This is a genomic window from Rhodococcus sp. AQ5-07, from assembly GCF_009707305.1.
Classification (GTDB): Bacteria; Actinomycetota; Actinomycetes; order Mycobacteriales; family Mycobacteriaceae; genus Rhodococcus_F; species Rhodococcus_F erythropolis.
Genome location: NZ_CP046099.1, coordinates 5,722,395 through 5,745,178, shown reverse-complemented (window position 1 = coordinate 5,745,178; position 22,784 = coordinate 5,722,395). Strand labels below are relative to the sequence as shown.

23 protein-coding genes and 1 pseudogene are annotated in these 22,784 nt (G+C 62.5%); 14 read left to right on the top strand and 10 right to left on the bottom strand.

All coding sequences use genetic code 11. The features are described from left to right. Positions 1-8 precede the first annotated feature (8 nt). Both GJB56_RS26715 and GJB56_RS26710 read left to right on the top strand, forming a co-directional pair. Positions 9-914 (top strand): oxygenase MpaB family protein, encoded by a 906-nt coding sequence (locus GJB56_RS26715; RefSeq protein ID WP_020968478.1) that lies wholly within the window; start codon positions 9-11, stop codon positions 912-914. Positions 915-1,389: 475 nt separating this feature from the next. Further along, positions 1,390-1,716: pseudogene (locus tag GJB56_RS26710) on the top strand (transglycosylase family protein); the annotation flags it as partial. A 384-nt stretch (positions 1,717-2,100) separates the two neighbouring features. Here the strand turns inward: GJB56_RS26710 and GJB56_RS26705 are convergent. From GJB56_RS26705 to GJB56_RS26695, 3 genes are read right to left on the bottom strand one after another with little or no spacing between them, the layout of a single operon-like run. Next, positions 2,101-2,592, bottom strand: a complete 492-nt coding sequence (locus GJB56_RS26705) for an NUDIX domain-containing protein (RefSeq protein WP_113682421.1) — start codon at positions 2,590-2,592, stop codon at positions 2,101-2,103. A gap of 23 nt (positions 2,593-2,615) precedes the next feature. Further along, complete coding sequence (locus GJB56_RS26700) at positions 2,616-4,037, bottom strand: alpha/beta hydrolase (protein WP_029254493.1); 1,422 nt, start codon at positions 4,035-4,037, stop codon at positions 2,616-2,618. Between the two features lie 5 nt (positions 4,038-4,042). Further along, the gene (locus tag GJB56_RS26695) at positions 4,043-4,315 is read right to left on the bottom strand and encodes a DUF2277 domain-containing protein (protein ID WP_003945457.1); all 273 of its coding nucleotides are present in this window, start codon (positions 4,313-4,315) and stop codon (positions 4,043-4,045) included. Positions 4,316-4,447: 132 nt separating this feature from the next. Between GJB56_RS26695 and GJB56_RS26690 the strand changes: the two genes are divergently transcribed. Next, positions 4,448-5,326 (top strand): bile acid:sodium symporter family protein, encoded by an 879-nt coding sequence (locus GJB56_RS26690; RefSeq protein WP_046377957.1) that lies wholly within the window; start codon positions 4,448-4,450, stop codon positions 5,324-5,326. Between the two features lie 81 nt (positions 5,327-5,407). Further along, entirely contained in the window at positions 5,408-6,418 is a 1,011-nt protein-coding gene (locus tag GJB56_RS26685; RefSeq protein ID WP_113682146.1) for an ABC transporter substrate-binding protein, read from the top strand. Positions 6,419-6,465: 47 nt separating this feature from the next. Here GJB56_RS26685 and GJB56_RS26680 read toward each other — a convergent pair whose 3' ends face one another. Continuing rightward, the gene (locus GJB56_RS26680) at positions 6,466-7,053 is read right to left on the bottom strand and encodes a TetR/AcrR family transcriptional regulator (protein WP_020906279.1); all 588 of its coding nucleotides are present in this window, start codon (positions 7,051-7,053) and stop codon (positions 6,466-6,468) included. A 95-nt stretch (positions 7,054-7,148) separates the two neighbouring features. Here GJB56_RS26680 and GJB56_RS26675 point away from each other — a divergent pair, with 95 nt between their 5' ends. Next, the gene (locus tag GJB56_RS26675; protein ID WP_029254490.1) at positions 7,149-8,549 is read left to right on the top strand and encodes a cytochrome P450; all 1,401 of its coding nucleotides are present in this window, start codon (positions 7,149-7,151) and stop codon (positions 8,547-8,549) included. Positions 8,550-8,646: 97 nt separating this feature from the next. Further along, the gene (locus GJB56_RS26670; RefSeq protein ID WP_073512010.1) at positions 8,647-8,964 is read left to right on the top strand and encodes a DUF4333 domain-containing protein; all 318 of its coding nucleotides are present in this window, start codon (positions 8,647-8,649) and stop codon (positions 8,962-8,964) included. 54 nt (positions 8,965-9,018) lie between these two features. Here GJB56_RS26670 and GJB56_RS26665 read toward each other — a convergent pair whose 3' ends face one another. From GJB56_RS26665 to GJB56_RS26650, 4 genes are all read right to left on the bottom strand, one after another. Further along, complete coding sequence (locus GJB56_RS26665) at positions 9,019-10,167, bottom strand: acetyl-CoA C-acetyltransferase (protein ID WP_003945727.1); 1,149 nt, start codon at positions 10,165-10,167, stop codon at positions 9,019-9,021. An 11-nt stretch (positions 10,168-10,178) separates the two neighbouring features. Then, on the bottom strand, positions 10,179-10,850 hold the full coding sequence (locus GJB56_RS26660) for a TetR/AcrR family transcriptional regulator (protein WP_003945807.1): 672 nt from the start codon (positions 10,848-10,850) through the stop codon (positions 10,179-10,181). A gap of 76 nt (positions 10,851-10,926) precedes the next feature. Then, positions 10,927-11,739 carry an SDR family oxidoreductase gene (locus tag GJB56_RS26655; RefSeq protein WP_003945582.1) on the bottom strand — a complete coding sequence of 271 codons (813 nt, stop codon included), beginning with the start codon at positions 11,737-11,739 and terminating at the stop codon, positions 10,927-10,929. After that, the gene (locus GJB56_RS26650; RefSeq protein ID WP_020968470.1) at positions 11,739-12,968 is read right to left on the bottom strand and encodes an acyl-CoA dehydrogenase family protein; all 1,230 of its coding nucleotides are present in this window, start codon (positions 12,966-12,968) and stop codon (positions 11,739-11,741) included. The genes GJB56_RS26655 and GJB56_RS26650 overlap by 1 nt, the downstream gene beginning before the upstream one ends. Before the next feature lie 55 nt (positions 12,969-13,023). On the opposite strand from GJB56_RS26650, the gene GJB56_RS26645 reads away from it, so the two are divergent. The 8 genes from GJB56_RS26645 (at position 13,024) to GJB56_RS26610 (ending at position 21,417) form a co-directional block, all read left to right on the top strand. Next, positions 13,024-14,565 (top strand): FadD3 family acyl-CoA ligase, encoded by a 1,542-nt coding sequence (locus GJB56_RS26645; RefSeq protein ID WP_113682145.1) that lies wholly within the window; start codon positions 13,024-13,026, stop codon positions 14,563-14,565. Further along, on the top strand, positions 14,562-15,434 hold the full coding sequence (locus GJB56_RS26640) for an enoyl-CoA hydratase (protein WP_019746945.1): 873 nt from the start codon (positions 14,562-14,564) through the stop codon (positions 15,432-15,434). Before GJB56_RS26645 ends, GJB56_RS26640 begins: the two co-directional genes overlap by 4 nt. Beyond that, positions 15,434-16,594 carry an acyl-CoA dehydrogenase family protein gene (locus GJB56_RS26635; protein WP_007734181.1) on the top strand — a complete coding sequence of 387 codons (1,161 nt, stop codon included), beginning with the start codon at positions 15,434-15,436 and terminating at the stop codon, positions 16,592-16,594. Before GJB56_RS26640 ends, GJB56_RS26635 begins: the two co-directional genes overlap by 1 nt. Further along, entirely contained in the window at positions 16,591-17,556 is a 966-nt protein-coding gene (locus GJB56_RS26630; protein ID WP_113682144.1) for an acyl-CoA dehydrogenase family protein, read from the top strand. Before GJB56_RS26635 ends, GJB56_RS26630 begins: the two co-directional genes overlap by 4 nt. Then, positions 17,553-18,605 (top strand): acyl-CoA dehydrogenase family protein, encoded by a 1,053-nt coding sequence (locus tag GJB56_RS26625; RefSeq protein WP_113682143.1) that lies wholly within the window; start codon positions 17,553-17,555, stop codon positions 18,603-18,605. The genes GJB56_RS26630 and GJB56_RS26625 overlap by 4 nt, the downstream gene beginning before the upstream one ends. 146 nt (positions 18,606-18,751) lie before the next feature. Further along, positions 18,752-19,516, top strand: a complete 765-nt coding sequence (locus tag GJB56_RS26620; protein ID WP_003945543.1) for an SDR family NAD(P)-dependent oxidoreductase — start codon at positions 18,752-18,754, stop codon at positions 19,514-19,516. 122 nt (positions 19,517-19,638) lie between these two features. Next, a complete protein-coding gene (locus tag GJB56_RS26615; RefSeq protein ID WP_113682142.1) occupies positions 19,639-20,304 on the top strand; it encodes a hypothetical protein in 666 nt (221 codons plus the stop codon). Between the two features lie 225 nt (positions 20,305-20,529). Next, positions 20,530-21,417 carry an alpha/beta fold hydrolase gene (locus GJB56_RS26610; protein WP_003945464.1) on the top strand — a complete coding sequence of 296 codons (888 nt, stop codon included), beginning with the start codon at positions 20,530-20,532 and terminating at the stop codon, positions 21,415-21,417. 1 nt (position 21,418) lies between these two features. Here GJB56_RS26610 and GJB56_RS26605 read toward each other — a convergent pair whose 3' ends face one another. Then, entirely contained in the window at positions 21,419-22,237 is an 819-nt protein-coding gene (locus GJB56_RS26605; RefSeq protein ID WP_060938413.1) for an HAD family hydrolase, read from the bottom strand. A gap of 62 nt (positions 22,238-22,299) precedes the next feature. After that, positions 22,300-22,770, bottom strand: coding sequence for a MarR family winged helix-turn-helix transcriptional regulator (locus tag GJB56_RS26600; RefSeq protein ID WP_070385835.1), 471 nt, complete (start codon positions 22,768-22,770; stop codon positions 22,300-22,302). Positions 22,771-22,784 lie beyond the last annotated feature (14 nt).

The window sequence follows — 22,784 nt, the reverse complement described above, 5'->3', positions numbered from 1 at the left end:
GAAGATCCATGCCCACTCACTACCTGGATTCGGAAAAGTCCGAGTCGTCTCTTCGGACCGATCAGACACGCATCACCATCACGGCGGAGCGTAGGCGGTGGGCACGTAAACCCGCACACATCACCGACGCACTCGATTTCTGGTCGTTCGCCGGAGCCGCTGCCAACGTCATCCTGCAACTCGGTTGGCCCGAGGTGGCGTACGGCGTCATGGAGAGCAAGGTCGAATCTGGTGCTCTGACAGCGCATCCGTGGAAGCGCGCACGAACCACAACGCAGTACCTGACGGTCGCGATCCTGGGCAACGAGGAAGAGCGAAAGGCCTACCGCGAGGCCGTGAATTCGGTACACCGACATGTGAAGTCGGATGCGAACAGCCCGGTCAAGTACAACGCCTTCAATCGCGAACTCCAATTATGGGTTGCTGCTTGCCTGTTCATCGGTTTCGAAGACAGTCATCAGTTGCTGCACGGCAAGATGTCGGAAGAACAGGCGGAGTCGTTCTATCAGTCCGCATCGACTTTGGGAACGACACTGCAGGTCACCGAAGAGATGTGGCCGGCCACACGCGCAGACTTCGAGCGCTACTGGAACCTCGGTTGCGAACGCGTCGTGATCGACGAACGCACCAAGCAGTATCTGATCGACCTGGTCAATCTACAGATGATCGCTTGGCCGATACGCCTGGTATTCCGAAACTTGTTGCGGTTCCTGACGGTCGGATTCCTTCCACCGATCTACCGCGACCAACTCGACCTCGAGTGGACCGAAGACGACCGCCGCCGGTTCGAACACCTCTTCATTTTCGTGTCGTTCGTCAACAGGTTCATTCCACGCTCCGTTCGTCAGGCCGGCAACACCATTCAGATGCGCGACATTCGTCGTCGGATCAAGGCGAGCAAGAATCTCGTCTGAGCCAGCAGCGCGTAATTCGTTTTCAATTCTGCTGCCCCACAGGTAAATCGGGGCGGTCGGTCGACAACAAATCGCGGTTCGACACAGCCTCCTGTGTGACCACAACTGGGGCCGGAAAATCGACAAAACCGGCCGATCGAGCGCCACATACCGACGCCATCAGGACGCTTTTCCAGTGACTTGCATCACACTTTATCTCGATTATGTAACGCCGAGCGAGGTGGCATATCGCCACGCGACCTGGGAAAACACTCTTTGATGCATTTCTGTTGCACAAACATGCGTCGACACGCCGACCCGTGACCAATCCGTAATCATCTCTTATGGTTGGTGACAGCCCGATCAACCGGGCATTACCGAATCGCCACCGCCCGTCCCACCCCGCGGTTCGGACTCGACAACATTCCTAGTGGTGGGAGCGGAGCTGAGACGGTCACCGTCCTCCGTCGGCGGGACTCGAGAGGATTTACCAAAAATGACCAAGACCACCGTTACCCGTGCCCTTGCCTCTGTCGCCGCAGCCGGAGCCCTCGCAGCCGGAGCCCTCGGACTGAGCGCCGGCACCGCGTCCGCAGCCACCCACGACTGGTCGGGTGTCGCAGAATGCGAATCTTCGGGCAACTGGGCCGCGAACACCGGAAACGGCTACTACGGCGGGCTCCAGTTCAGCCAGAGCACGTGGGAAGCCTACGGCGGAGCCGGCAGTGCCGCCAACGCCAGCCAGGCAGAACAGGTCCGCGTCGCGGAAAACGTCCTTGCCGGTCAGGGTGCCGGCGCGTGGCCCGTTTGCGGCCAGTACCTCCGCTGATCCCAGCTCACATACTGCGTCGCTGCCCGGCATTCGTCGAGAATTCGACGGACCCCGGGCAGCGTCGTACTAGCGACCTTCATGCCCCGCCCGATCCAGCCCCTCCGCCACTGCTGTTGAAAGACATTACGGCGGTACGTGATCCGTTGGGATGACGCGGTGCGAGCGAGGTGTACTGACTCGCCTTCCGATCACGCATCAGCCCTCGGAGAGCCATCCACAATTTTTGGGCCGTCCTTGCCAACCGGTTGTGAGAACTGACCGGCGCAGCCGTAGACGCGTACGGGATGGGCTCCTTGCGCACGTAGTGCTCCATAACCCCAGCGTAGCCGTGTTTCGATGCCGAAATGTTCGATTTCAATCACTACCTCGCATCCCTCACGGCGACCGAACAAATCGATCCGGCGCACTCGACGGCCCATCCTTGACCAGGCGTACAAACCGGTCGGGTAAATCGCGTGGCCCGAACACTTCTCGACCATTGTGTGACAGAAGGCGGTCAACGCACCACCACTCGAAGTGCTCGACCAGCTCGGCGGCCAGCGCTTCGCGCCCCAACGACCCACAGGGCTCGAATGCGGCCGCTACCGGCACGAGGAAGTAGTCGTTGATCGCACCGTCCCAACCCGGCAATATCGTCGGATCATGGATCTCCTCATGCCACACATGGGTGGCGGCGCCGTAGTCACGCAAGCCGATCTCCTCGTCCAATTCGCGCGCGAGCGCCTCGGGCGGGGTTTCGTCTCCTTCCAAGCCTCCGCCCGGAGGACACCAGACCGTCAGCCCGCCCCCGGGTGCGATGTATCGGTAGAGCAGAAGACGGGACTGGTCGTCAACGACCAACCCCCTGGCCGAATGCCTCAGACGCATGAGTGCCACTGTAAGTCAGCAGGTCAGGCCACAACGGCCAACTCCGGCAGTCCGGCAACCACAACCGCGAGGTTGTAACCCGACATCCGCAGTTCTCCGTTGTCCCCGGTTCTCGCGTACTCCGCATGACCGAAAGCCCGCTCGTGCTTGACACCGTCCGGGGTGATCCCCTCGGCCGTGGACAATCGGTGGAACTCGGTGCGTGTCGGATCGCCACCGAAACGGCCGAACCCCGCGATACTGTCGCCTTCCGCTTTCATGACGTAGACGTGGCGGTCGGCGATACCGAGGTCCGACTCCACCTTGGCCCGCACGCCGGGTGAACCGTAGAACACCACGTCGTCGACCGCTGCGCTTGCCCCGCGTTGCAGCGCAAGAGAAGTCGCAAGCGATCCGTAGGAGTGACCCAACGCGGTGATATGGACTCGGTCGTTGACCGACGCAGCACGAAGACCGTGAAAGAAGCTACCCAATGCGTCGGCGGCTATGCCTGCCTTGGACGATCGACTTACGTCGAAGCTGGCCCGACCGATGTCGAACTTTCCCGGCCCGATCACCTGTGGCGCGTCGTATCCGATCCAGGCGATGGTGGCCACGCTCTCCTTTCGGCCGGCCAGTTCGAGTTGGCGCATCGCCTCGGCTCGTAATCGTGTTGCCTCGCCGACCATTCCGCGCATCGAGTCCTTGACGTTGGTGTTCAGTCCGGGAATCGTCACGGAGATGTGATCCGCTGTGTCCGGATCACCGATCGCGATTGCAGCGAAACCGCGTTCACCCGAGCGCATGTCCATGAGCAGTAACCGTCGACAAGGTTCGGCGCGAAACAACTCGTCGAGCGCGTCCAGATCCTCGAGTTTGCGTTCGGCGTACCACTGGCCCGCCCCTGTGTTACTCAGCCTGCCGCCGAAGAACTCACGGTGGAGTTCTTGCGAGATTCGGACTGAATCATCTTGCAGCCGTGCTCGTTCCGATTGAATTCGATCGAGATTGGCCGGACTACGAACCGCAGAAGGAATTCCGTCGAGGTTGGCGATCAGGCCGGGTGCATGACGCAACATCTGACGCTGCCGATCAGGGCTGAACGCTCGCCACTCCTCCCCCACACGCACAGCTTTGTCACGGAGGTCGGTGCCGACCTGAGACCGCAGAGACAACGCATGATGAAGATCCGCGCTGACCAGCAGTGCCTCACCGATCAGTTCTCGCACCGCGACCTCGAGCAACTGGGCATGCACGTGGAGCGGGTGACCGTCGGCGATGGGCGCAACGGCAGAAACGGTTCCGTCCTGACGAATATGCAAGTCGTCGGCGACGGCCTCTTTGCGCAGCGTATCCAGCCGTCGCCGGATGTCGCGGACACGATGAGCGACCAGAACGCCCTCCAGCCCAGCTGACAGCTGATCCAACGGTTCGACGTCCCATACGTCGATATCTGTGAGATCCACTCGGGTCAGGACGAACGAGCAGCGATCCGCGCCTGTACTTCCGGACGACGCAACGGCGGGACGGTCTGAGGTGGCTGTCTGCGAGGCGGCAATGCGCTGAGCAGGCGCGTCGTCGTTTCGGTCACCTCACGCACCGCCTGTTCGAAGGCGTCTCGGTTCGCGTCGGACACCTTGGCTATTCCACTCACCTTACGTACGTATTGGCGAGAGGCGGCCTCGATCTCCTCGGGCGTAGCAGCGGGCTCGAGTCCACGAAGTTCAGTGATGTTTCGGCACATAATTCGACGATAACCCTGCTCACCGACGCCGTCACGGTTCGATACACCAATGTATCCAAACTGCCACGCAGATCCGGGCATCACGGTAGTTTCAGTGAAATTCCCCCAGTGACTGGAAGTAGCCACTAACTCATGGACTCTGCACTCACCTCCGTCGGCCTACCCGCCGCACTTGCCATCATCATGTTCGGCCTCGGGCTTTCCCTGACGGTCGGAGATTTCGCCCGCGTGGCAAAAGCGCCGAAGGCCGTTTCGATCGCCCTGATCTGTCAGTTGTTGTTGCTCCCGGCCGCGGCCTTCGGATTGGTCACGTTGTTCGACCTCGACCCACTGCTCGCGGTCGGCATGATGCTCCTCGCCGCATCACCAGGCGGCACGACGGCAAACCTGTTCAGCCATCTGTTCCGCGGCGATGTTGCTCTCAATGTGACACTGACTGCGGTCAATTCGGTGATAGCGGTGGTCACTCTCCCCCTGATCACCAACTTCGCGTTGGGTTACTTCGAACCCGAGGACGCGGACGGCACTCTCGGGCTTCAGTTCACGAAGGTGCTCCAGGTCTTTGCCGTCGTATTGATTCCTGTCGCCCTCGGAATGTGGGTTCGGTTGCGCTCGAGCGCCTTTGCCGAGCGGATGGACAAGCCCGTCCGCATCGGATCTGCGGTGGTTCTGGCACTGGTGATCGTCGGAACGGTTGTTTCCGAGCGCGAGAACATCGCGGACTATCTCGTCGACATCGGCGTCGTCGCTGCCTTGTTCTGCCTGCTGAGCCTCTCGATCGGTTACATCGTTCCCCGCATCTTCGGTATCGAGGATCGTCAGGCCATCGCCAGTTCCATGGAAATCGGCATCCACAACAGCACGTTGGCGATCACCATCGCCGTCAGTCTCCTGGACAATGTGCAATTGGCAGTGCCGGCTGCGGTGTACGGCGTTCTCATGTTCCCGCTCGCCGCTGCCTTCGGCGCAACGATCACCCGCAAGTCACGGACAATGGCCGAAATCGACTAATATCAGGCGGTTTTCGATATAGGTGATCTGGTATCGCCGACCCTACGATCGATACGGACTCAGACCGAAGGGTATCGAAAAATGCTGACCACCACACCTACCGTGCTGGACGAACGCGCCTGGCAAGAGCTAGTCGACGCACTGACCCGTCGCCAATTCGGCATCGGAGCCGGGATGGCAGCAGTAGCAACAATTCTGTCGTCCTGCAGTTCCAGTGACGGTTCGGGTACATCTGACGACACTCAAATGCGCACCGTCACCACACCGTTGGGAACTTACGACATACCGACCAACCCCAAGCGGGTCTTGGCCGTCGACGCCCGCACCGACCTCGAGCTCGCCATTGCCCTGGAACTACCGGTCTTCGGATACAACATCTCGCCCGCCACCGAGTGGGTTCCCGTCGACGGCTCGGCCGAATACCTCAGCGACAAGCCCAATCTGGAGCAGATCCTCGGACTCGCACCCGATCTCATCATCTGCGTCAACGCCGACAACGAGTACTGGCCCGCTGCAAAACTCCAAGCCATCGCTCCTGTCCTGACGACCGAATCGAGGCAGACGTGGCGAGAAAATCTCACCCGACTCTCCGATTGGTTGGGCCGAACACCCACCATGGATCGCCTGATCACCGACTATGACGCCCTGATCACCGACATCCGCTCTCGACACGCTTCGGCGATCGCGGGAAAGACCGTCGCGAGTTTGTCCTACAGTCCGGACAAGGCCACGATCTACATCGACAGCCTGCCCGTGTCGGAGGAAACCGGTAAGAAGAATCGCCAGCCCACCGACATGACGCTCGCTGACATCGGTGGAAGAACATTGAACACAACCGGTTTCGACAATCAGGGGCGACTGAGCATCGAGGAGATGGATCGCCTTCGCGATTGCGACGCGTTCATGGTATCCGTCACCGACAGCAGCGACACCACGTTCGATCAGCTCTCGGACAACAAGTTGTGGCAACGACTTCCGGCTGTGCAGGCCGGGAACGTCACCGTTCTGCACGGCAGTACGTACTACGGATCCATCTACACCAACATGTACGTAGCCAAGGGCTGGGACGATCTCTATTCGACGCTCGACTGATCAGACTTGTCCGTGGAAATGCCGGCCGCTCCCACGCGGTCGGCATTTCACGTTTCGAGGTCGATGCCCAACGCTCCGGAGAGGGTCCGCAGACAAATCACTCTCAACTCTTCCTGCGGTATGGAAGGTTGATCGAGCCAGTCGAGGCAGACAGCTCGGACGAATGCGATCCATCCCCGAACTGCGACGGCAGCGATCTGTCTTCTTTCACCCTCGAATTCCAGTGCGTCGAGGATTCGAATCTGCTGCTGTTCGAGTTCGCGTTCGACGATCGCTCGGATACCGGCCTCGGCGGAGAGCGTCCCCACGTTGATGGCGCGTACTCCCCTGCTGTGCGACTTCACGTACGCGAAGTAGGCGTCCAACCCGGCTGCCACCTGTTCGCGCACCGGTAGCGTCGCGTCCGGTGCGGTCACCTCGAGCAGGTGCTGCGATTCGCGCTCGACGATTGCGGCGAAGAAATCTCGCTTGGTCGGGAAGTAGTGGTACATCAACCCGCGCGAGACGCCCGCAATCTCGGCGACCTCTTCGATCCAGACGTCCTCGTACGAACGATCGGCAAAAAGTTGCGCGCCGATGTCGAGCAACTGCGTGCGCCGCTGCTCTCGGTCCAGGCGTTTTCGTGGTGCGACCATAGACAAGTCAGATTACTACTTGACACCGATTCAGTAAGGCGTACTTTGCGTACTAGACACCAATTCAGTAAGCGATCTCACCCGGGGGACACACCATGAGCGTCGACACCACTCCAGAGGCGACGACCGATGCTCGGATCCCGCATCCGGCATGGCGCCTGCCAGTCCTCGGGGACGTCCTCGGGATCAATATCCGGACGCCGCTGCAGAACTCCGTGAGCATCGGGCGCGAACTCGGCCCGATCTTCGAGAGAAATGTCCTGGGAAATCGCTTCGTCTTCGCCTCGGGCGCGGACATGGTGGCAGAACTGTCCGACGAGTCCCGGTTCGCGAAGCACCTTGCGCCTGGAGTCAAAGCACTCCGCGGAATCGGCGGCGACGGACTGTTCACTGCGTACAACCACGAACCCAACTGGGGCAAGGCGCACAATCTCCTGGCCCCGGCGTTCAGCCAGACTGCGATGCGCTCGTACCACCGCACCATGCTCGACGTGGCCGGCGAGCTGGTCGACCATTGGGACAGTCGTGACAGCGACTCCCCCGTCGACATCTCCGCAGACATGACCAAGCTGACGTTGGAGACCATCGGACGCACTGGATTCAGCTACTCGTTCGACTCTTTCGAACGTGAAGAGCAGCACCCGTTCGTCAAGGCGATGGTCGGCGCACTCTCCCATTCACAACGCACGACGTTCTTGAAGTCGACGGCCCTGGGGCGAGTCCTCGCACGTCGCGCCGATCAACGTGACGAGGTCCGCAAGGCGTACATGGCCGAGGTTGTGGACGAGGTGATCCGTGCCCGGCGGACAAGTACCGAACCGGGGCCGGAAGATCTTCTCGAACTGATGCTGCGGGCGGCACGCGAAAACGATCCCAACCGTATCGACGAACTGAACATCCGCCATCAGGTCGTGACCTTCCTCGTCGCGGGACACGAAACCACCTCCGGCGCGTTGTCGTTCGCGCTGTACTACCTGTCACGAAACCCTGACGTGCTGGCCAAGGCGCAAGCCGAGGTCGACAAGGTCTGGGAGGGCGAGGAGCCCGCCTTCGAGAAGATCGCGAAACTTCGATACGTACGACGCGTCCTCGACGAATCGCTGCGTCTGTGGCCGACCGCTCCCGCCTACGGCCGTGCGGCGCTCGAAGACACGACGCTCGTCGGCAAGTATCCGATGAAGAAGGGCGATTGGATGCTCGTGCTCATCCCGTCACTTCATCGCGATCCCGTGTGGGGCAACGATCCCGAGGCTTTCGATCCGGATCGCTTCCTACCTGCCAACATCAAGGCCAGGCCGGCGCACGTGTACAAGCCGTTCGGAACAGGTGAACGCGCCTGCATCGGAAGACAATTCGCCATTCACGAAGCGGTCCTCGTGTTGGGCACCATCTTGCAGAAATATACGATCGAAGCCGATCCGGACTACGAGTTGAAGGTGGCCGAACGGCTCACCCTGATGCCCGAAGGCTTCAACTTGACGGTCCGCCGACGCTGAGCTCGGCAAACGGCGTCGAGTAAGTCGGTTGAACAGTCCCGAATGCGGTAATCCCTGAGGTGGCAGCAGCGAGCACCGGCGCACCCTGGGAGTTCACATGACAAAGAGGCCTGCAGTTGGAATCGTCTTGCTCTCGGCGGCATTGGCCACGGGAGCTTGCTCGGCAAGCGTCGGGACGCCGCAAGTGGACAAGTCCGAAGTCGCAAGTCAGATCTCCACTCAACTCGCCGAGAAGATCGGCGAGCCACCTGACGACGTGACGTGTCCGGAGAACCTCGACGCAGAAGTCGGCGCATCGATCACGTGCATCCTGACCGAGCAGGGCACCGAATACGACGTCACAGCTACCGTGACCAGCGTTGACGGTGAAAGTGCGAACTTCGACATCAAGGTTGCGGATGCGCCGAACAACTAACTGCTGTGCGCCTTTATTAACCGCCGGCGGTTAATAAAGGCGCACAGCAAGGCGTCAGAGCCGCTCGATAATCGTCGCGTTTGCGGTGCCGCCACCTTCACAGATGGTCAGCAGGCCGTAACGACCGCCGGTGCGCTCGAGTTCGTTGAGCAGGGTCGCCATCAGCTTGGTGCCAGTCGCGCCGAGCGGGTGACCGAGTGCGATCGCGCCGCCGTTGACGTTGACCTTGGCCGGATCTGCGCCGATCTCCTTGATCCAGGCCAGGACGACCGGGGCAAAAGCTTCGTTGATCTCGACGATGTCGATGTCCTCGATGCTCAGACCGGCCTTCGCGAGAGCATGCTTCGTGGCCGGGATCGGCGCACTGAGCATGAAGATCGGGTCGTCGCCGCGAGCGCTGAGGTGATGAATCCGGGCACGGGGCTTGAGGTTGTACTTCTCCACCGCTTCCGCCGACGCCAGCAGCAGCGCACTCGCACCGTCGGAGATCTGGCTGGCCACCGCTGCGGTCATGCGGCCGTCTTCGACGAGAACCTTGAGCGTCGCCATCTTTTCGAGGCTGGTCTCGCGGGGTCCTTCGTCGACGGTCGCGTCGCCCATGGCAACGATCTCGTTGTCGAAGCGACCCGCGGCGATTGCAGCCTTGGCGCGCTCATGGCTCTGCAGGGCCCACTTCTCGAGCTCTTCGCGGCTGATGTCCCACTTCTCGGCGATCATTTCGGCGCCCTTGAACTGCGAGACTTCCTGGTCACCGTAACGCTCGGTCCAACCGACCGAACCCGAAGTCGGCGTGTCGAATCCGTACTGCTGACCGACGATCATCGCTGCCGAGATCGGAATCTGGCTCATGTTCTGAACGCCGCCGGCAACGATCAGATCCGCGGTGCCCGACAGGATTGCCTGAGCGCCGAAGTGCACTGCCTGCTGGCTCGAACCACACTGACGGTCGACTGTCACACCGGGAACGTGCTCCGGGAATCCCGCTGCGAGCCAGGACATACGGGCGATGTTGCCGGCCTGGCCGCCGATGGCGTCGACGCAACCGAAGATCACGTCGTCGACGTCACTGGGGTCGATACCGGTGCGCTCGACCAGTGCCTTGACGACGTGCGCACCGAGATCGATGGGGTGCACGCCGGACAGCGCGCCACCCCTCTTGCCGATCGGTGTGCGAATGGCGTCGACGATGTAAACCTCGGACATAGCGTTAGCTCCTAGTTTCGTTGTGCAGCAATAGTTCTTGAAGTTGATTCAGCAATAGCGTCTGAAGTTGTAGCCGGATCGGAGAGCCCGTCGAGCACGATCGCGAGATATTGAGCCGCGACGGCGTGAGCCGACAGGGATCCACCCGGGCGGTACCAGCGAACCGCGACCCACACGGTGTCTCGCATGAATCGGAAGACCAACTCGACGTCGATGTCGGAACGGAAGGTCCCGTCCGCGACGCCGGCTTCGAGGACGCCGACCCACAGGTCCCGGAATTCGGTGTTGCGCTCGGCCAGGTAAGCGAAGCGCTCGTTCCCGACGAGGTGCTTGACCTCGTCCTGGTAGATCGCCACAGCCGAATGTGAGGCGTCGATGGCCTCGTAGGAGGTCACCACCAGCGCTTCGAGCGTCGCGCGACTGTCCAACCCCGCCGCGACGATCTCGCGGTATTTTCCGAAGAGTTCGTCGAGGAACTGGTGCAGGATCTCGTCGACCATCGACTCTTTGGAATCGAAATGGTGATACAAGCTGCCGGACAGTATCCCGGCGGCGTCGGCGATGTCGCGGACGGTCGTCGCGCGCACTCCGCGATCGGCGAACAGCCCCGCCGCGATCTCGAGCAGCTCGTCGCGGCGCCCGGACTTGCCGTTTGATTCGTCGGAATTTCGAGGTGGCGTCATGTATTCAATCCTATCCAGGGCCTTCCCCTGTGCGCGGTCAGCGAGTCCGGGGACTCCTTAACCGCGCACGGGGACGCTAGGCCCTCTGCGAAGAAACGGAGACGATCTCGCCGGTCATGTAGGTGGAGTAATCGCTGGCGAGCATCGCGATGACCGTTGCGATCTCCCAGACCTCCGCGGCGCGGCCGTAGGCCTCGCCGGAAGCCAACTGGTCGAGCAGTTCCTCACTGGTGACCTTCGCCAAAAACGCGTGACGCGCGATGGAGGGCGAGACCGCGTTGATACGGACTCCGTACTCCGCGGCTTCGATAGCACTGCACCGAGTCAGTGCCATGACGCCCGCCTTGGCTGCGGCGTAGTGAGCCTGGGAATGCTGCGCCCGCCAACCGAGAACGGACGCGTTGTTCACCAGAACACCGCCGTGGGGAACGCTCTTGAAGTACCGCAGCGCGGCACGCGTCGAACGGAAGGTGCTGTTGAGGGTGATGTCGAGAACGCGATCCCACTGATCGTCCGTCATGTCGACGACGGGAGTTTCGCCGCCCAGGCCCGCGTTGTTGACGACGATGTCGATACGTCCCAACTTCTCGGCCGCGCCGACGAACAACGCGTCGACCTGCTCGGTGCTGGAGACGTCGCAGATGATGGACTCGACCTGCTGGCCGGGAAACTCGGCCTTCAGCTTCTCCACCGTCTCGCCGAGCCGACGCTCGTGGAAGTCGGAGACGAGAACGTCGCCGCCCTCGAGAAGCACCCGGCGCGCGGTAGAGAAGCCGATGCCGGTTCCGGCTGCGGCGGTGATGATCGCCTTCTTGCCCGCGAGCAGTCCGTGGCCCGGGGTTTCCTCGGGCGCAACGGAAAGCGGGGACGCGGCTTTGGTGTCAGACATTAACGAGCCTCTCGGGGAAGACCGAGCACGCGCTCGGAAATGATGTTGCGCTGAATTTCGTTGGAGCCGCCGTAAATCGTGTCGGCGCGGGTGAAGAGGAAGAGGCGCTGCCACTCGTCGAGTTCGAGATGCTCGGGGTCGGTGATGTCCGAGGCATTGCCTTCGGAATCCGCCCACGGTGCAACCAACGACGACGCACCCTGCACGTCCATCGCCAGCTGTCCCAGGTCACGATGCCAGTTGGCCCACAACAGTTTTGCGACGGACGCTTCTCCGCCACCGGTTCCGGCGTCGACCGCGTCGAGAGTACGCATCGCGTGGGCGCGCATCACGCGCAGTCCGACCCAGGCGCGAGCGATCTTCTCGCGAATGTGCGGATCCTGGTCACTGCCATTGGCCTTCGCCAGGTCGACGACGCCCTGGAGCTCGCGAGCGAATCCGATCTGCTGTCCGAGCGTCGATACCCCGCGCTCGAAGGTGAGCAGCCCCATCGCGATCTTCCAGCCCTCGCCAGGTTCCCCGACCACCAGATCGGCGTCGGTGACGGCGTCGTCAAAGAAGACCTCGTTGAACTCCGACGTACCGGTGAGCTGCTGGATGGGCCGTACTGTCACACCAGGCTGATCCAACGGGACCAGCAGGAAGCTCAAGCCTTGATGACGCTTGGAGCCCACCTCGGTGCGGCAGACCACGAAGCACCACTGCGCGACGTGAGCCAGTGAGGTCCACACCTTCTGGCCGTTGATGATCCACTTGCCGCCTTCGAGGCGTGCGGTGGTGGAGACGTTCGCGAGGTCTGAACCGGCGCCAGGCTCGGAGTAGCCCTGCGACCACAGTTCGCTGACCGTGTTGATGCCAGGAAGGAATCGGCGTTTCTGCTCGTCGGTTCCGTACGCGATCAGCGTCGGGCCGAGCAGCTCTTCACCGATGTGGCTGACGCGAGCGGGCGCACCGGCCTTCGCGTACTCCTGATGGAAGATGACCTGCTGAGAGATGCTTGCTCCCCGCCCGCCGAACTCCTTCGGCCACCCGAGGCACGTCCATCCTGCGGCTGCGAGGTGCTTGTCCCACTCGAGTCGTTGCTCGAAGAACTCGTGCTCACTGCCGGGGCCGCCCTTACCCTTGAGCTGGGCAAATTTGCCCGTCAAGTTCTCGGCCAACCACTGCGCGACCGTGGCCGCAAACTCGTCGTCCGTCATCTGCCCGTCCGGGCTCTCGCTCTGGTCCACATATGTAAGATAACCTACCAAGCACTTGCTAGGTAGCGTGTCAGGTAGGAGTCCAGTGACCGAACAACCGAGAACCATCCCATCAGCCCTCATCCGGGCCGCCGAGGAGTTCGGTGAGCGCGCGGCTATCGCCGATGGCGACACCCGACTGACCTTCGCACAGCTACATCAACGTGTCCGCGATTTCGCCGGCGCGCTGATCAACCGTGGGGTGAAGGCAGGCGATCGCGTCGTCATCTGGTCACCCAACACGTATCACTGGGTGATCGCCCTGCTCGGCGCTCAATATGCCGGCGCGGCCATCATCCCGATCAACACTCGATACACCGGCACCGAAGCGCTCGACATCATCGAGCGCGTCGACGCCGCGGCCTTGGTGGTCGTCGGCACGTTCCTCAAGGCCGATCGCTATCAGCAGTTGCTCGACGCCAACCCGGACCTGTCGATCCCGACCGTCATCCAGGTACCGATCGACGGGGACGACGACCGTGACGGCGTCATCGAGTTCGAGGACTTCCTCGCGCTCGCCACCGAAGCCGCCCGCACCGAAGCCGATGCGCGTGCTGCGAAGGTGCAGCCAGACGACGTCAGCGACATCCTCTTCACCTCCGGCACCACGGGACGCAGCAAGGGTGCGATCACCGCGCATCGTCAGTCCATCGCTGTCGCCAAGTCGTGGGGTGAATGCGCCGAGGTCACCGCCGACGACAACTTCCTCATCATCAGCCCGTTCTTCCACACCTTCGGGTACAAGGCCGGAATCCTGGTCTGCCTGCTGAACGGCGCGACGATCGTGCCGGTGTCCGTCTTCAACATCGACGACACTCTTGCCCTGGTCAACAGCGAAAAGATCAGCATCCTGCCCGGCGCCCCGACGATCTACCAGACCATTCTCGATCACCCCCGCCGCAGCGAATACGACCTGTCCTCGCTCCGCATCGCGATCACCGGCGCAGCACCCGTGCCGGTTGCTCTCGTCGAGCGCATGCAGGCAGAGCTTTTCGACGCCGTCCTCACGGCATACGGTCTGACCGAGGCAGTGGTCGCGACCATGTGCCGCACCGACGACGACCCGGTCACCGTCTCCACCAGTTCCGGCCGCGCAACAGCCGATTTCGAGGTCAAGATCGGCGACCAGGGTGAGATCCTGCTTCGTGGACCGAACGTCATGCTCGGATACCTCGACGACCCCGAATCCACCGCCAAGGCAATCGACGCCGACGGCTGGTTGCACACCGGAGACGTCGGAACCCTCGACGAGCGTGGCTATCTCGACATCACCGACCGCCTGAAAGACATGTACGTCAGCGGCGGATTCAACGTCTACCCCGCCGAGATCGAGGGCATGTTGGCTCGCCTGCCCGGCGTCCACGAGTCTGCTGCCATCGGCATCCCCGATCACCGGATGGGAGAGGTGGGCCGCGTCTACATCGCCCAACTCGACGGTGCCGGCCTCACCGAAGAGTCGGTGATCGCTTTCCTCAAGGAGAAGATCGCAGGCTTCAAGGTGCCCCGCGAGGTGCGCTTCGTAGATCACCTGCCCCGTAACCCTTCGGGCAAGGTCCTCAAAACGGTTCTGCGCGAGGAACAATCATGACCGTTCCCTTCGAAGCCGACGTCGTGACCTACGAGGTTCGTGACTCGGTCGCCGTCGTGACCTTGAATCGACCCGACTACCGCAACGCCCAGAACTCGGTGGTCACGTACGCCCTCGACGCGGCATTCCAGCGCGCAGTCGAGGACGACGACGTGAAGGTGATCGTCCTGGCAGGCAACGGACCTCACTTCAGCGCCGGACACGACCTGGGAACTCCGGGACGCGACCATCACGTCGAGTACGAGAACAAGGCCACCATGTGGTGGGATCACGTCGACAAGCCAGGCGGTGACCAGCGTTTCGCCCGCGAAATGGAGGTCTACCTGGGCATGTGCCGCCGTTGGCGGGAGATCCCCAAGCCCACCATCGCGATGGTCCAAGGCGCCTGCATTGCCGGTGGGCTCATGCTCGCATGGGTCTGCGACATGATCGTCGCGGCCGACGACGCCTTCTTCTCCGATCCCGTTGTCCGCATGGGCATCCCCGGCGTCGAATACTTCGCGCACCCGTGGATGGTCGGTTCACGTTTCGCGAAGGAAATGCTCTTCACCGGCGATCGATTCACCGCGCAACGCGCCTACGAAATCGGCATGGTCAATCGCGTCGTCGCCCGCAAGGATCTCGAAAAGGAGACGTTCGAGCTCGCCGGGCGTATCGCCGAGATGCCGCGCTTCGGACTGGCTTTGACCAAGAAGGCCGTCAACCAGTGCGAGGATCAGATGGGGATGCGCAACGGCATCGACTCCGTCTTCGGTCTGCATCACTTCGCTCACGCTCACAACGCCGAGGTCGGCAAAGACTCGCTTGGTGGTCTCGACGCCAAAGCCATGGCTGCCAGTGCTCGCGCACCGCAGGAAGGAACAAACTAGTGGATCTCGTATTCGACGACGCCACAACCGCATTCCGTGACGAGGTCCGCTCGTTCCTGGAGGCGAATGTGCCCGCCACTCCCCTGAAGTCGATGGATACCGCCGAAGGCTTCGAAGAGCACCGTCAGTGGGAGCACACTCTCGCCGACGCCGGCTACGCCGTCGTCTCCTGGCCCAAGGAACTCGGCGGACGCGATGCGTCCCTGCTCGAATGGGTCATCTTCGAGGAGGAGTACTACCGCTCGGGCGCACCCGGGCGCGTAAGCCAGAACGGCATCTTCTTGTTGGCTCCCACACTGTTCGAGCATGCAAATGCCGAGCAGTTGGCTCGCATCATGCCGCGCATGGCTCGTGCCGACGACATCTGGGCCCAGGCCTGGTCCGAGCCCGAATCCGGTTCCGACCTCGCTAGCCTGCGTTCGAGTGCGAAGAAGGTCGACGGGGGCTGGCTGCTCAACGGTCAGAAGACGTGGAGCTCACGCGCAAGCTACGCCGACTGGGGCTTCGGCTTGTTCCGCTCCGATCCGGATGCGCAGCGACACAAGGGCATCACGTATTTCATGTTCGACCTGCGCTCGAAGGGCGTCACCGTTCGCCCGATCGATCAACTCGACGGCGAGCCCGGCTTCGCCGAGATCTTCCTCGAAGACGTCTTCGTGCCGGACGACCCGGCCAACCCTGGTGAGTCGGGTGTGATCGGCAACGTCAACGAAGGTTGGCGCGTCGCGATGAGCACCGCGAGCAACGAGCGTGGCCTCTCGCTGCGCAGCCCCGGCCGCTTCCTCGCCACCGTCGACCGACTGCTCGAGCTGTACAAGTCCAGCGGACGAACCGACGACAGCGCTCTGCGTAACCAGGTTGCCGACGCCTGGATCGGCGCTCGCGCCTACCAGCTCAACACATTCGGTACCGTCACCCGTCTCGCCGACGGTGGACAACTCGGCGCCGAGTCCTCGATCAACAAGGTCTTCTGGTCCGAGTGGGATATCGCCACCCACGAGACTGCTCTCGAACTGCAGGGCCCTGAAGCCGAGCTGGCCGACAACTGGATGGACGGATACCTGTTCTCCCTGTCCGGCCCGATCTACGCAGGCACCAACGAGATTCAGAAAAACGTCATCGCTGAGCGTCTGCTCGGCCTACCGAAGGCGGACCGATGAGATTCGCGCTCGACTCCTCCCACCAGGACTTCGCTGCAAGCATCGATGCACTGCTGACCAAGTCCGACATGCCCTCCGTCATCCGTTCGTGGAACGACGGTGACACCGAGCCGGGCAAGAAGCTCTGGCAGCGCCTTGCCGAGACCGGCGTCAACGGCCTCGTCATATCCGAAGAACACGACGGACTCGGCGCCGACGCCGTGGACCTGGTCATTGCACTCGAACAGCTCGGTCGGCACGCAGTACCCGGACCGGTCGTCGAGACCATCGCAGTAGCACCGACGCTCCTGGCTTCCGTTGCACCGGAACGTCTCTCTGCTCTCGCCGAGGGTTCGCTGGCAACCGTCGCCGCTCCCCCGCGCACACCGTTCGCGCTCGACGCCAATGCGGTCGATCTGGTTCTACTCGCGCAGGACGGCACCGTCTCACTCGGCGTCCCTGGCGAAGCCAGGGCATCGGTGGATCTCTCCCGCAAGCTCTACGAGGTTTCCGCCGGCGAATCGCTGGGCTCCGCCGACTTCTCCGCAGCCTTCGACATGGGCGCTCTTGCCACTGCCGCGCAGTTGCAAGGTCTCGGCCAGACACTGCTCGAGGTCACCACCGAATACGCGAAGCAGCGCAAGCAGTTCGGCAAGGTCATCGGACAGTTCCAGGCAATGAAGCACCACCTGGCAGAAGTTGCCGTTTCGCTCGAAATGGCTCGACCCCTGCTCCACGGTGCCGCTCTGTCGGTTCGCGATCAGTCGGCCGACGCCTCGCGTGACATTTCTGCCGCCAAGGTCGCGTGCGGGGATGCTGCTTACAAGGCCGCCCGCGTCGGACTCCAGGTTCACGGCGCCATCGGCTACACGATGGAACACGATCTCTCACTGTGGCTCACCAAGGTACGAGCATTGCTCACCGCCTGGGGCACACCGTCCGAGCATCGTGCGCGCGTCGTCGAAGCGCTGGTTGCATCATGAGCATCGACACCGAAGACCAGGCAGCACTACGTGCGTCGGTACGCGATCTCCTGAGCAAGCATTCCGATTCCGCTGCCGTCCGCGCTGCCATCACCACAGAGATCGGCTACGACCCCGCGTTGTGGAGCAAGCTGTGCGAGCAGATCGGCGTCGCCGCGCTGGCGATTCCGGAGGAGTTCGACGGCGTCGGAGCAGGTTTGGGCGAGGTACATGTGGTCCAGGAGGAACTGGGCCGCACGCTGACCCCCTCACCGATGCTGGGTTCGGCGATTCTTGCCGCACAGGCACTGCTGCTTTCCGGTGACGACGACGCATGCTCGCGACTGCTGCCCGGTGTCGCGTCCGGAGAGAGCACGCTCGCCCTGTGCTGGGCAGGGGCTGCGGGTTGGAGCACCTTCGGCGTCGAGGCAACCGAGGATGCGTTGACCGGCACGGCGTCGTACGTCCTCGACGGACACATTGCGGACACCCTGCTCGTTCTCACGGCCGACGGCTTCTACGAAGTGGATCCCGCGGCCGAGGGCGTCTCCCGCCGACGCGTCCCCACCATGGATCCGACGCGAACGCTGGCGGAGGTCACGTTCTCCGGTGTTCGTGGTCGGCCACTGGAGTGGTCCGAAGATCTGGTCGATCGCATCCGAACCGTCGTTCTGATCGCGTTGTCAGCTGAACAGGTCGGAGCGGCCGCAGCGATCGTCGAACAGACCGTGGAATACACCAAGTCGCGCAAGCAGTTCGGTCGCGCGATCGGTTCTTTCCAGGCCCTCAAGCACCGGATGGCCGACATGTACACGTTGGTCGAGACGGCGCGGTCAATGACGTACGCGGCCGTGGCGACGCAGTCGGCGGACGACGCGGCAGTGGCGAAGGTCTACTGCTCGGAAGCCTTGCAGCAGATCACCTCCGAAGCAGTTCAGTTGCACGGCGGAATCGCAATCACCTGGGAGCACGACGCTCAGCTGTACTTCAAGCGTGCACACGGCAGCGCTCAGCTCTTCGGACAGCCGAGCATCTACCTGCCGAGCCTCGCTCAGGCCGCGGGTCTCTAAGACACATCGGTGCTTGTTCGCTCGCAATCCCGGGCGAACAAGCACCGATGCTGCCCAGTCAGTGGAATGAACCGCAGATTTATGCGGCTGGATCACGCAGAATCGGTCACCAGACAGCTGTCCATCTCACAGACCGGAGTTTTCTCGTGAATCGATTCGACGACAAGCGCGTCCTCATCAGCGGCGCAGGGTCCGGAATCGGCCAGGCCACCGTTGCCCGCATCCTGGCAGAAGGAGGCACCGTCGTCGCCGCCGACATTTCCGAGACCGGCCTCGAACAGACGCTGAACGCCGCGAAGGACGCCGGCCACTCCGATCGCCTCACCACGGTGAAGGTCGACATCTCCAGCGAAGAGTCTGTTCGCGAACAGGTCGGCGCTGCGATCAAGGCTCTGGGCGGGCTCGACGTGCTGGTCAATGCGGCGGGCATTCTGCGCTCCGCACACACCCACGAGATGACACTCGATTTCTGGAACACCGTCATCGGGGTCAACCTCACCGGAACGTTCCTCATGACGAGGGAATCCCTCCCGGCACTGCTCGAAAGCGGAGCAGGTGTCGTGGTCAACTTCAGTTCCACTTCGGCGACCTTCGCCCACCCGTACATGACGGCATATGCGGCGTCGAAGGGTGGAATCCAATCCTTTACGCACGCACTTGCACTCGAGTACAGCAAGCAGGGTCTTCGCGCCGTGGCCGTCGCACCCGGCAGCATCGCGTCGGGCATGACGTCCGATCCCGGTTTCCCGGCCGACATCGACTTCACGCTGCTCGGCAAGCTGGCCCCGGCAATCGGTGAGGGTTTCGCGCCCCCGTCCGCGGTCGCCGGTGTGATCGCGATGCTCGCTTCCGAGGACGGATCGTTTGTCACCGGAACGGAAATCCGCATCGACGGCGGCACGCATATGTGATCCCCTGCTGTGCGCCTTTATTAACCCCCGGCGGTTAATAAAGGCGCACAGCAGCGAGGCGGCATACTTGTCTAGCCGCCCGGAACCCGTCCGACGGTACGACGTGCGGTGGGGAGCCAGCGGTGAGCGAATCAACAGGCAGTGCAAACCTCGAGCCCGTGCTGATCAGTCCTGTCGTCAGCGGAATGATTCGCACCTGGTCCGAGGACGAGACCCGCTTGTGGAGCGTCGACGATCCCGCCGCGCTCGGCGCACTGCTTGGACGCGGCCTCATAGCTCGTACTGCTCTGCCGGACAACAAGTTCCGAGAAGTTGCGTTTTTGGATACTCAGACCCAGGCCCTCACTGTGCAGCCGCGCTTCACTTCCCCGGACAGCACTGCCCTCGCCGCACCGTTCAAGCTCACCGAGGCGTCGGCCCCGACCGGCGACGCTTGGGAAGATCTCGAATCGGTACTCGCGTCCATCGCGATCTCCGCTGCTGGACGCGGCGAATTCTGGCTCGCGGAACTCGGCGGGTGGGATTCTCCGCACGAGCCGAACTGCCTCTTCACGACCGTCGACGAATCGGGCCTGGCCAACGCAGTCATGGAGGCAACCCCCGCACCGGTGGACACAGGCGTCTGGCCGGAGGTTCCGAGCGACCAAACCGGCGTTTCGGTGTCGGCACCAGCCTCACAGGACACCATCGAGGCTGCCGGAATCTTCGCGGTTTCAGCGATCGAGACGTGGGGCGTCACACCGTGGGACATCAACCTCACCTTCGGCAAACTGGTCGATTTCGCCTGATCAACGGCGCCGACACGCGGCGGTGAGTTGTACGTCTCCTCTCAGCCGACGGCTCACGGTTCGTCACAACACGCCCGATGGCCACGACATCGACCCCCTCGATGGGCATACTGAGGGAACTGGGGTTACTCCCGGTCACAAATACCCGTGGATCCGCGTCGGGGCGGGTGCGGTCCGACAACACGCGAGCAGCCACAGACACTGGCGGCTCCGAAAGGTTCAATCATGGCAACCGACCAATTACAGACGGTTGTATTGCACGGCGACCAGCTCAAATACGTCGACCAAGGCAGTGGCCCCGTCGTGGTGCTCATTCACGGCCTGCTGGGCGCGCACTCCAACTGGGAACCGCAGATCGAGACGCTCTCGCGTCATTACCGCGTGATCGCCCCTGATCTCTTCGGACACGGTGCGTCGGACAAGCCTGCCGGCGACTATTCACTCAGTGCTCACGCCGCCACTGTGCGTGACCTCCTCGAAGCCCTCGACATTCCGTCGGCCACCCTGGTCGGCCACTCCCTCGGTGGTGGGATCGCGATGCAGACGCTGTATCTGTTCCCCGACCGGGTGGAGCGGCTGTGCCTGGTAGCCAGCGGTGGACTCGGCCCCGAGGTGAGCCCACTCCTACGCGCGGCGACACTGCCCGGCAGCGAACTGGTACTTCCCGTCCTCGCGTCGAGGACGCTGACCGACGTGACCGACAAAGCGCTCGGACTTTTCAACAAGATCGGCCTGTTCAAGCTCGGTGCCAGCGCGAGCGAGGCTCGTAAGAGCTTCGCTTCGGTATCGGACGCGTCGACACGTCAGGCATTTCTGGCGACGGCACGATCGGTCATCAATTACAACGGTCAAACCGTCAATGCCACTCCGCATTTCGCCAACTTCAAGAATCTGCAGGCACTACTGGTGTGGGGTGAGGAGGACACCATCATCCCCAACGCCCACACCGAGAACGCTCGCGCCGAACTACCGCTGGGGCGGGTGGAGATCTTCAAGCGCGCCGGACATTTCCCGCACCTTGACTACCCGGATCGCTTCGACCGCGTCTTCTCCGAATTCATGACGGACTGCGGAGTCGGTATCGGCACCGGACCCAAGGCCGTCAGCAGCTGAACTAGCGCCCCGCAACCAACTCTTCGAGGTAGCTCGCCACGCCGTCCTCGTCGTTCGTGGGCAAAATTCGGTCGGCGAGCTCAATGACCTCAGTTCTGGCGTTGGCTGGCACCAGAGCCGTTCCAGCCCAGGTCAGCATGGCAACATCGTTGAAGGCGTCACCGGCTGCGGCGACTTCCAACGCGTCGATGCCGTCGATCGCGCACAACTGCGCGAGAGCGCTGGCCTTCGAGACGCCCGCCGCGGCCATTTCCATGTACGGGGCGCCGGAGTGGGTCAACTCCACGCCCTCGATGCCCGCAGCGACCGCTGTTCGGTACAGGTCGGCGCTGGGAACTTCCGCATGCCGGGCCACGATCTTGACCATCGGCTCCACGTCCAGCGGCAGGGTATCGGCGAGCACCATCTCGTGCAGGTGCCGGTGATGGTCCGCGAATTCGCACAGAGCGGCGTACTCCGGCTCGGCAAAGAATTGCGTGGGTCCGACATTCGCGAACACGACGCCCGGAACCAGCGCCCGAACTTGCTCCATAGCCGTTGCAGCCAAGGACATTTCGATCGAGACGGTGTCGACGATCTCCGGAGTCCCGTCGGCGAGGTCGAGAATCACAGCTCCGTTGGCACACACAGCTTTACCGCGAAATCCGCACGAGTTCGCCAAAGTGTGTACCGAATGCCGGGCGCGGGCGGTCGCCCACACAACTTCGATTCCGGCGAGCCGCGCGTTCTCCATGGCCTGCGCGGTGCGCGCCGAAATCGTTCGGTCGGAGCGCAGCAGGGTGCCGTCGAGGTCGGTTGCGAACATACGAATGCGGGTCACCAGACAATGATGGCAGTCCGATCGCAGCCCTCACCAACTACGTGACGTGGACCGTTGCTCTGTCAATTACCTGGCGGGGTCTCGAGAAGGTGCCGACGCATCTCGCCGAAGACCACACCGAGCCGCTCGACATCTCGCGGGCTCAGCAGATCGAACATGCTCTCCCGCACTGCGGCTACGTGCGCCGGGCTTGCCGACGCCAGTTTGTCGGCACCCAAGTCGGTCAGCTCCGCATTGGCGCCCCTCTTGTCGTCGACACACTCGACCCGGCGCACCCACCCTGCGCCGACCAATCGATTTACGGCCCTGGTCACACCACTTCGGGTAGCCATCACAGCGTCGGCGAGCTCACTCATGCGCAGTTGCCGCCCGGGCGCTTCGGCGAGAGCGACGAGCAGTTCGAAATCGGTGAAGGAAATGTCGGAGTCTCGCACCAACTGCTGATCGAGAACACGCTGGAGCAGTCGGGTCGAGTCCAGGTAAGCCCGCCAGGCCGTTTGCTCCGTGTCGCTCAACCACCGCGTCGATTCCATGACACCAGCATATC

Coding starts and splice junctions, on each gene's coding strand:
- GJB56_RS26640 (WP_019746945.1), top strand. CDS start 14,562: ATGACCGTTCCCTTCGAAGCCGACGTCGTGACCTACGAGGTTCGTGAC.
- GJB56_RS26670 (WP_073512010.1), top strand. CDS start 8,647: ATGACAAAGAGGCCTGCAGTTGGAATCGTCTTGCTCTCGGCGGCATTG.
- GJB56_RS26665 (WP_003945727.1), bottom strand. CDS start 10,167: ATGTCCGAGGTTTACATCGTCGACGCCATTCGCACACCGATCGGCAAG.
- GJB56_RS26660 (WP_003945807.1), bottom strand. CDS start 10,850: ATGACGCCACCTCGAAATTCCGACGAATCAAACGGCAAGTCCGGGCGC.
- GJB56_RS26695 (WP_003945457.1), bottom strand. CDS start 4,315: ATGTGCCGAAACATCACTGAACTTCGTGGACTCGAGCCCGCTGCTACG.
- GJB56_RS26655 (WP_003945582.1), bottom strand. CDS start 11,739: ATGTCTGACACCAAAGCCGCGTCCCCGCTTTCCGTTGCGCCCGAGGAA.
- GJB56_RS26680 (WP_020906279.1), bottom strand. CDS start 7,053: ATGGTCGCACCACGAAAACGCCTGGACCGAGAGCAGCGGCGCACGCAG.
- GJB56_RS26705 (WP_113682421.1), bottom strand. CDS start 2,592: ATGCGTCTGAGGCATTCGGCCAGGGGGTTGGTCGTTGACGACCAGTCC.
- GJB56_RS26675 (WP_029254490.1), top strand. CDS start 7,149: ATGAGCGTCGACACCACTCCAGAGGCGACGACCGATGCTCGGATCCCG.
- GJB56_RS26630 (WP_113682144.1), top strand. CDS start 16,591: ATGAGATTCGCGCTCGACTCCTCCCACCAGGACTTCGCTGCAAGCATC.
- GJB56_RS26625 (WP_113682143.1), top strand. CDS start 17,553: ATGAGCATCGACACCGAAGACCAGGCAGCACTACGTGCGTCGGTACGC.
- GJB56_RS26600 (WP_070385835.1), bottom strand. CDS start 22,770: ATGGAATCGACGCGGTGGTTGAGCGACACGGAGCAAACGGCCTGGCGG.
- GJB56_RS26715 (WP_020968478.1), top strand. CDS start 9: ATGCCCACTCACTACCTGGATTCGGAAAAGTCCGAGTCGTCTCTTCGG.
- GJB56_RS26685 (WP_113682146.1), top strand. CDS start 5,408: ATGCTGACCACCACACCTACCGTGCTGGACGAACGCGCCTGGCAAGAG.
- GJB56_RS26690 (WP_046377957.1), top strand. CDS start 4,448: ATGGACTCTGCACTCACCTCCGTCGGCCTACCCGCCGCACTTGCCATC.
- GJB56_RS26610 (WP_003945464.1), top strand. CDS start 20,530: ATGGCAACCGACCAATTACAGACGGTTGTATTGCACGGCGACCAGCTC.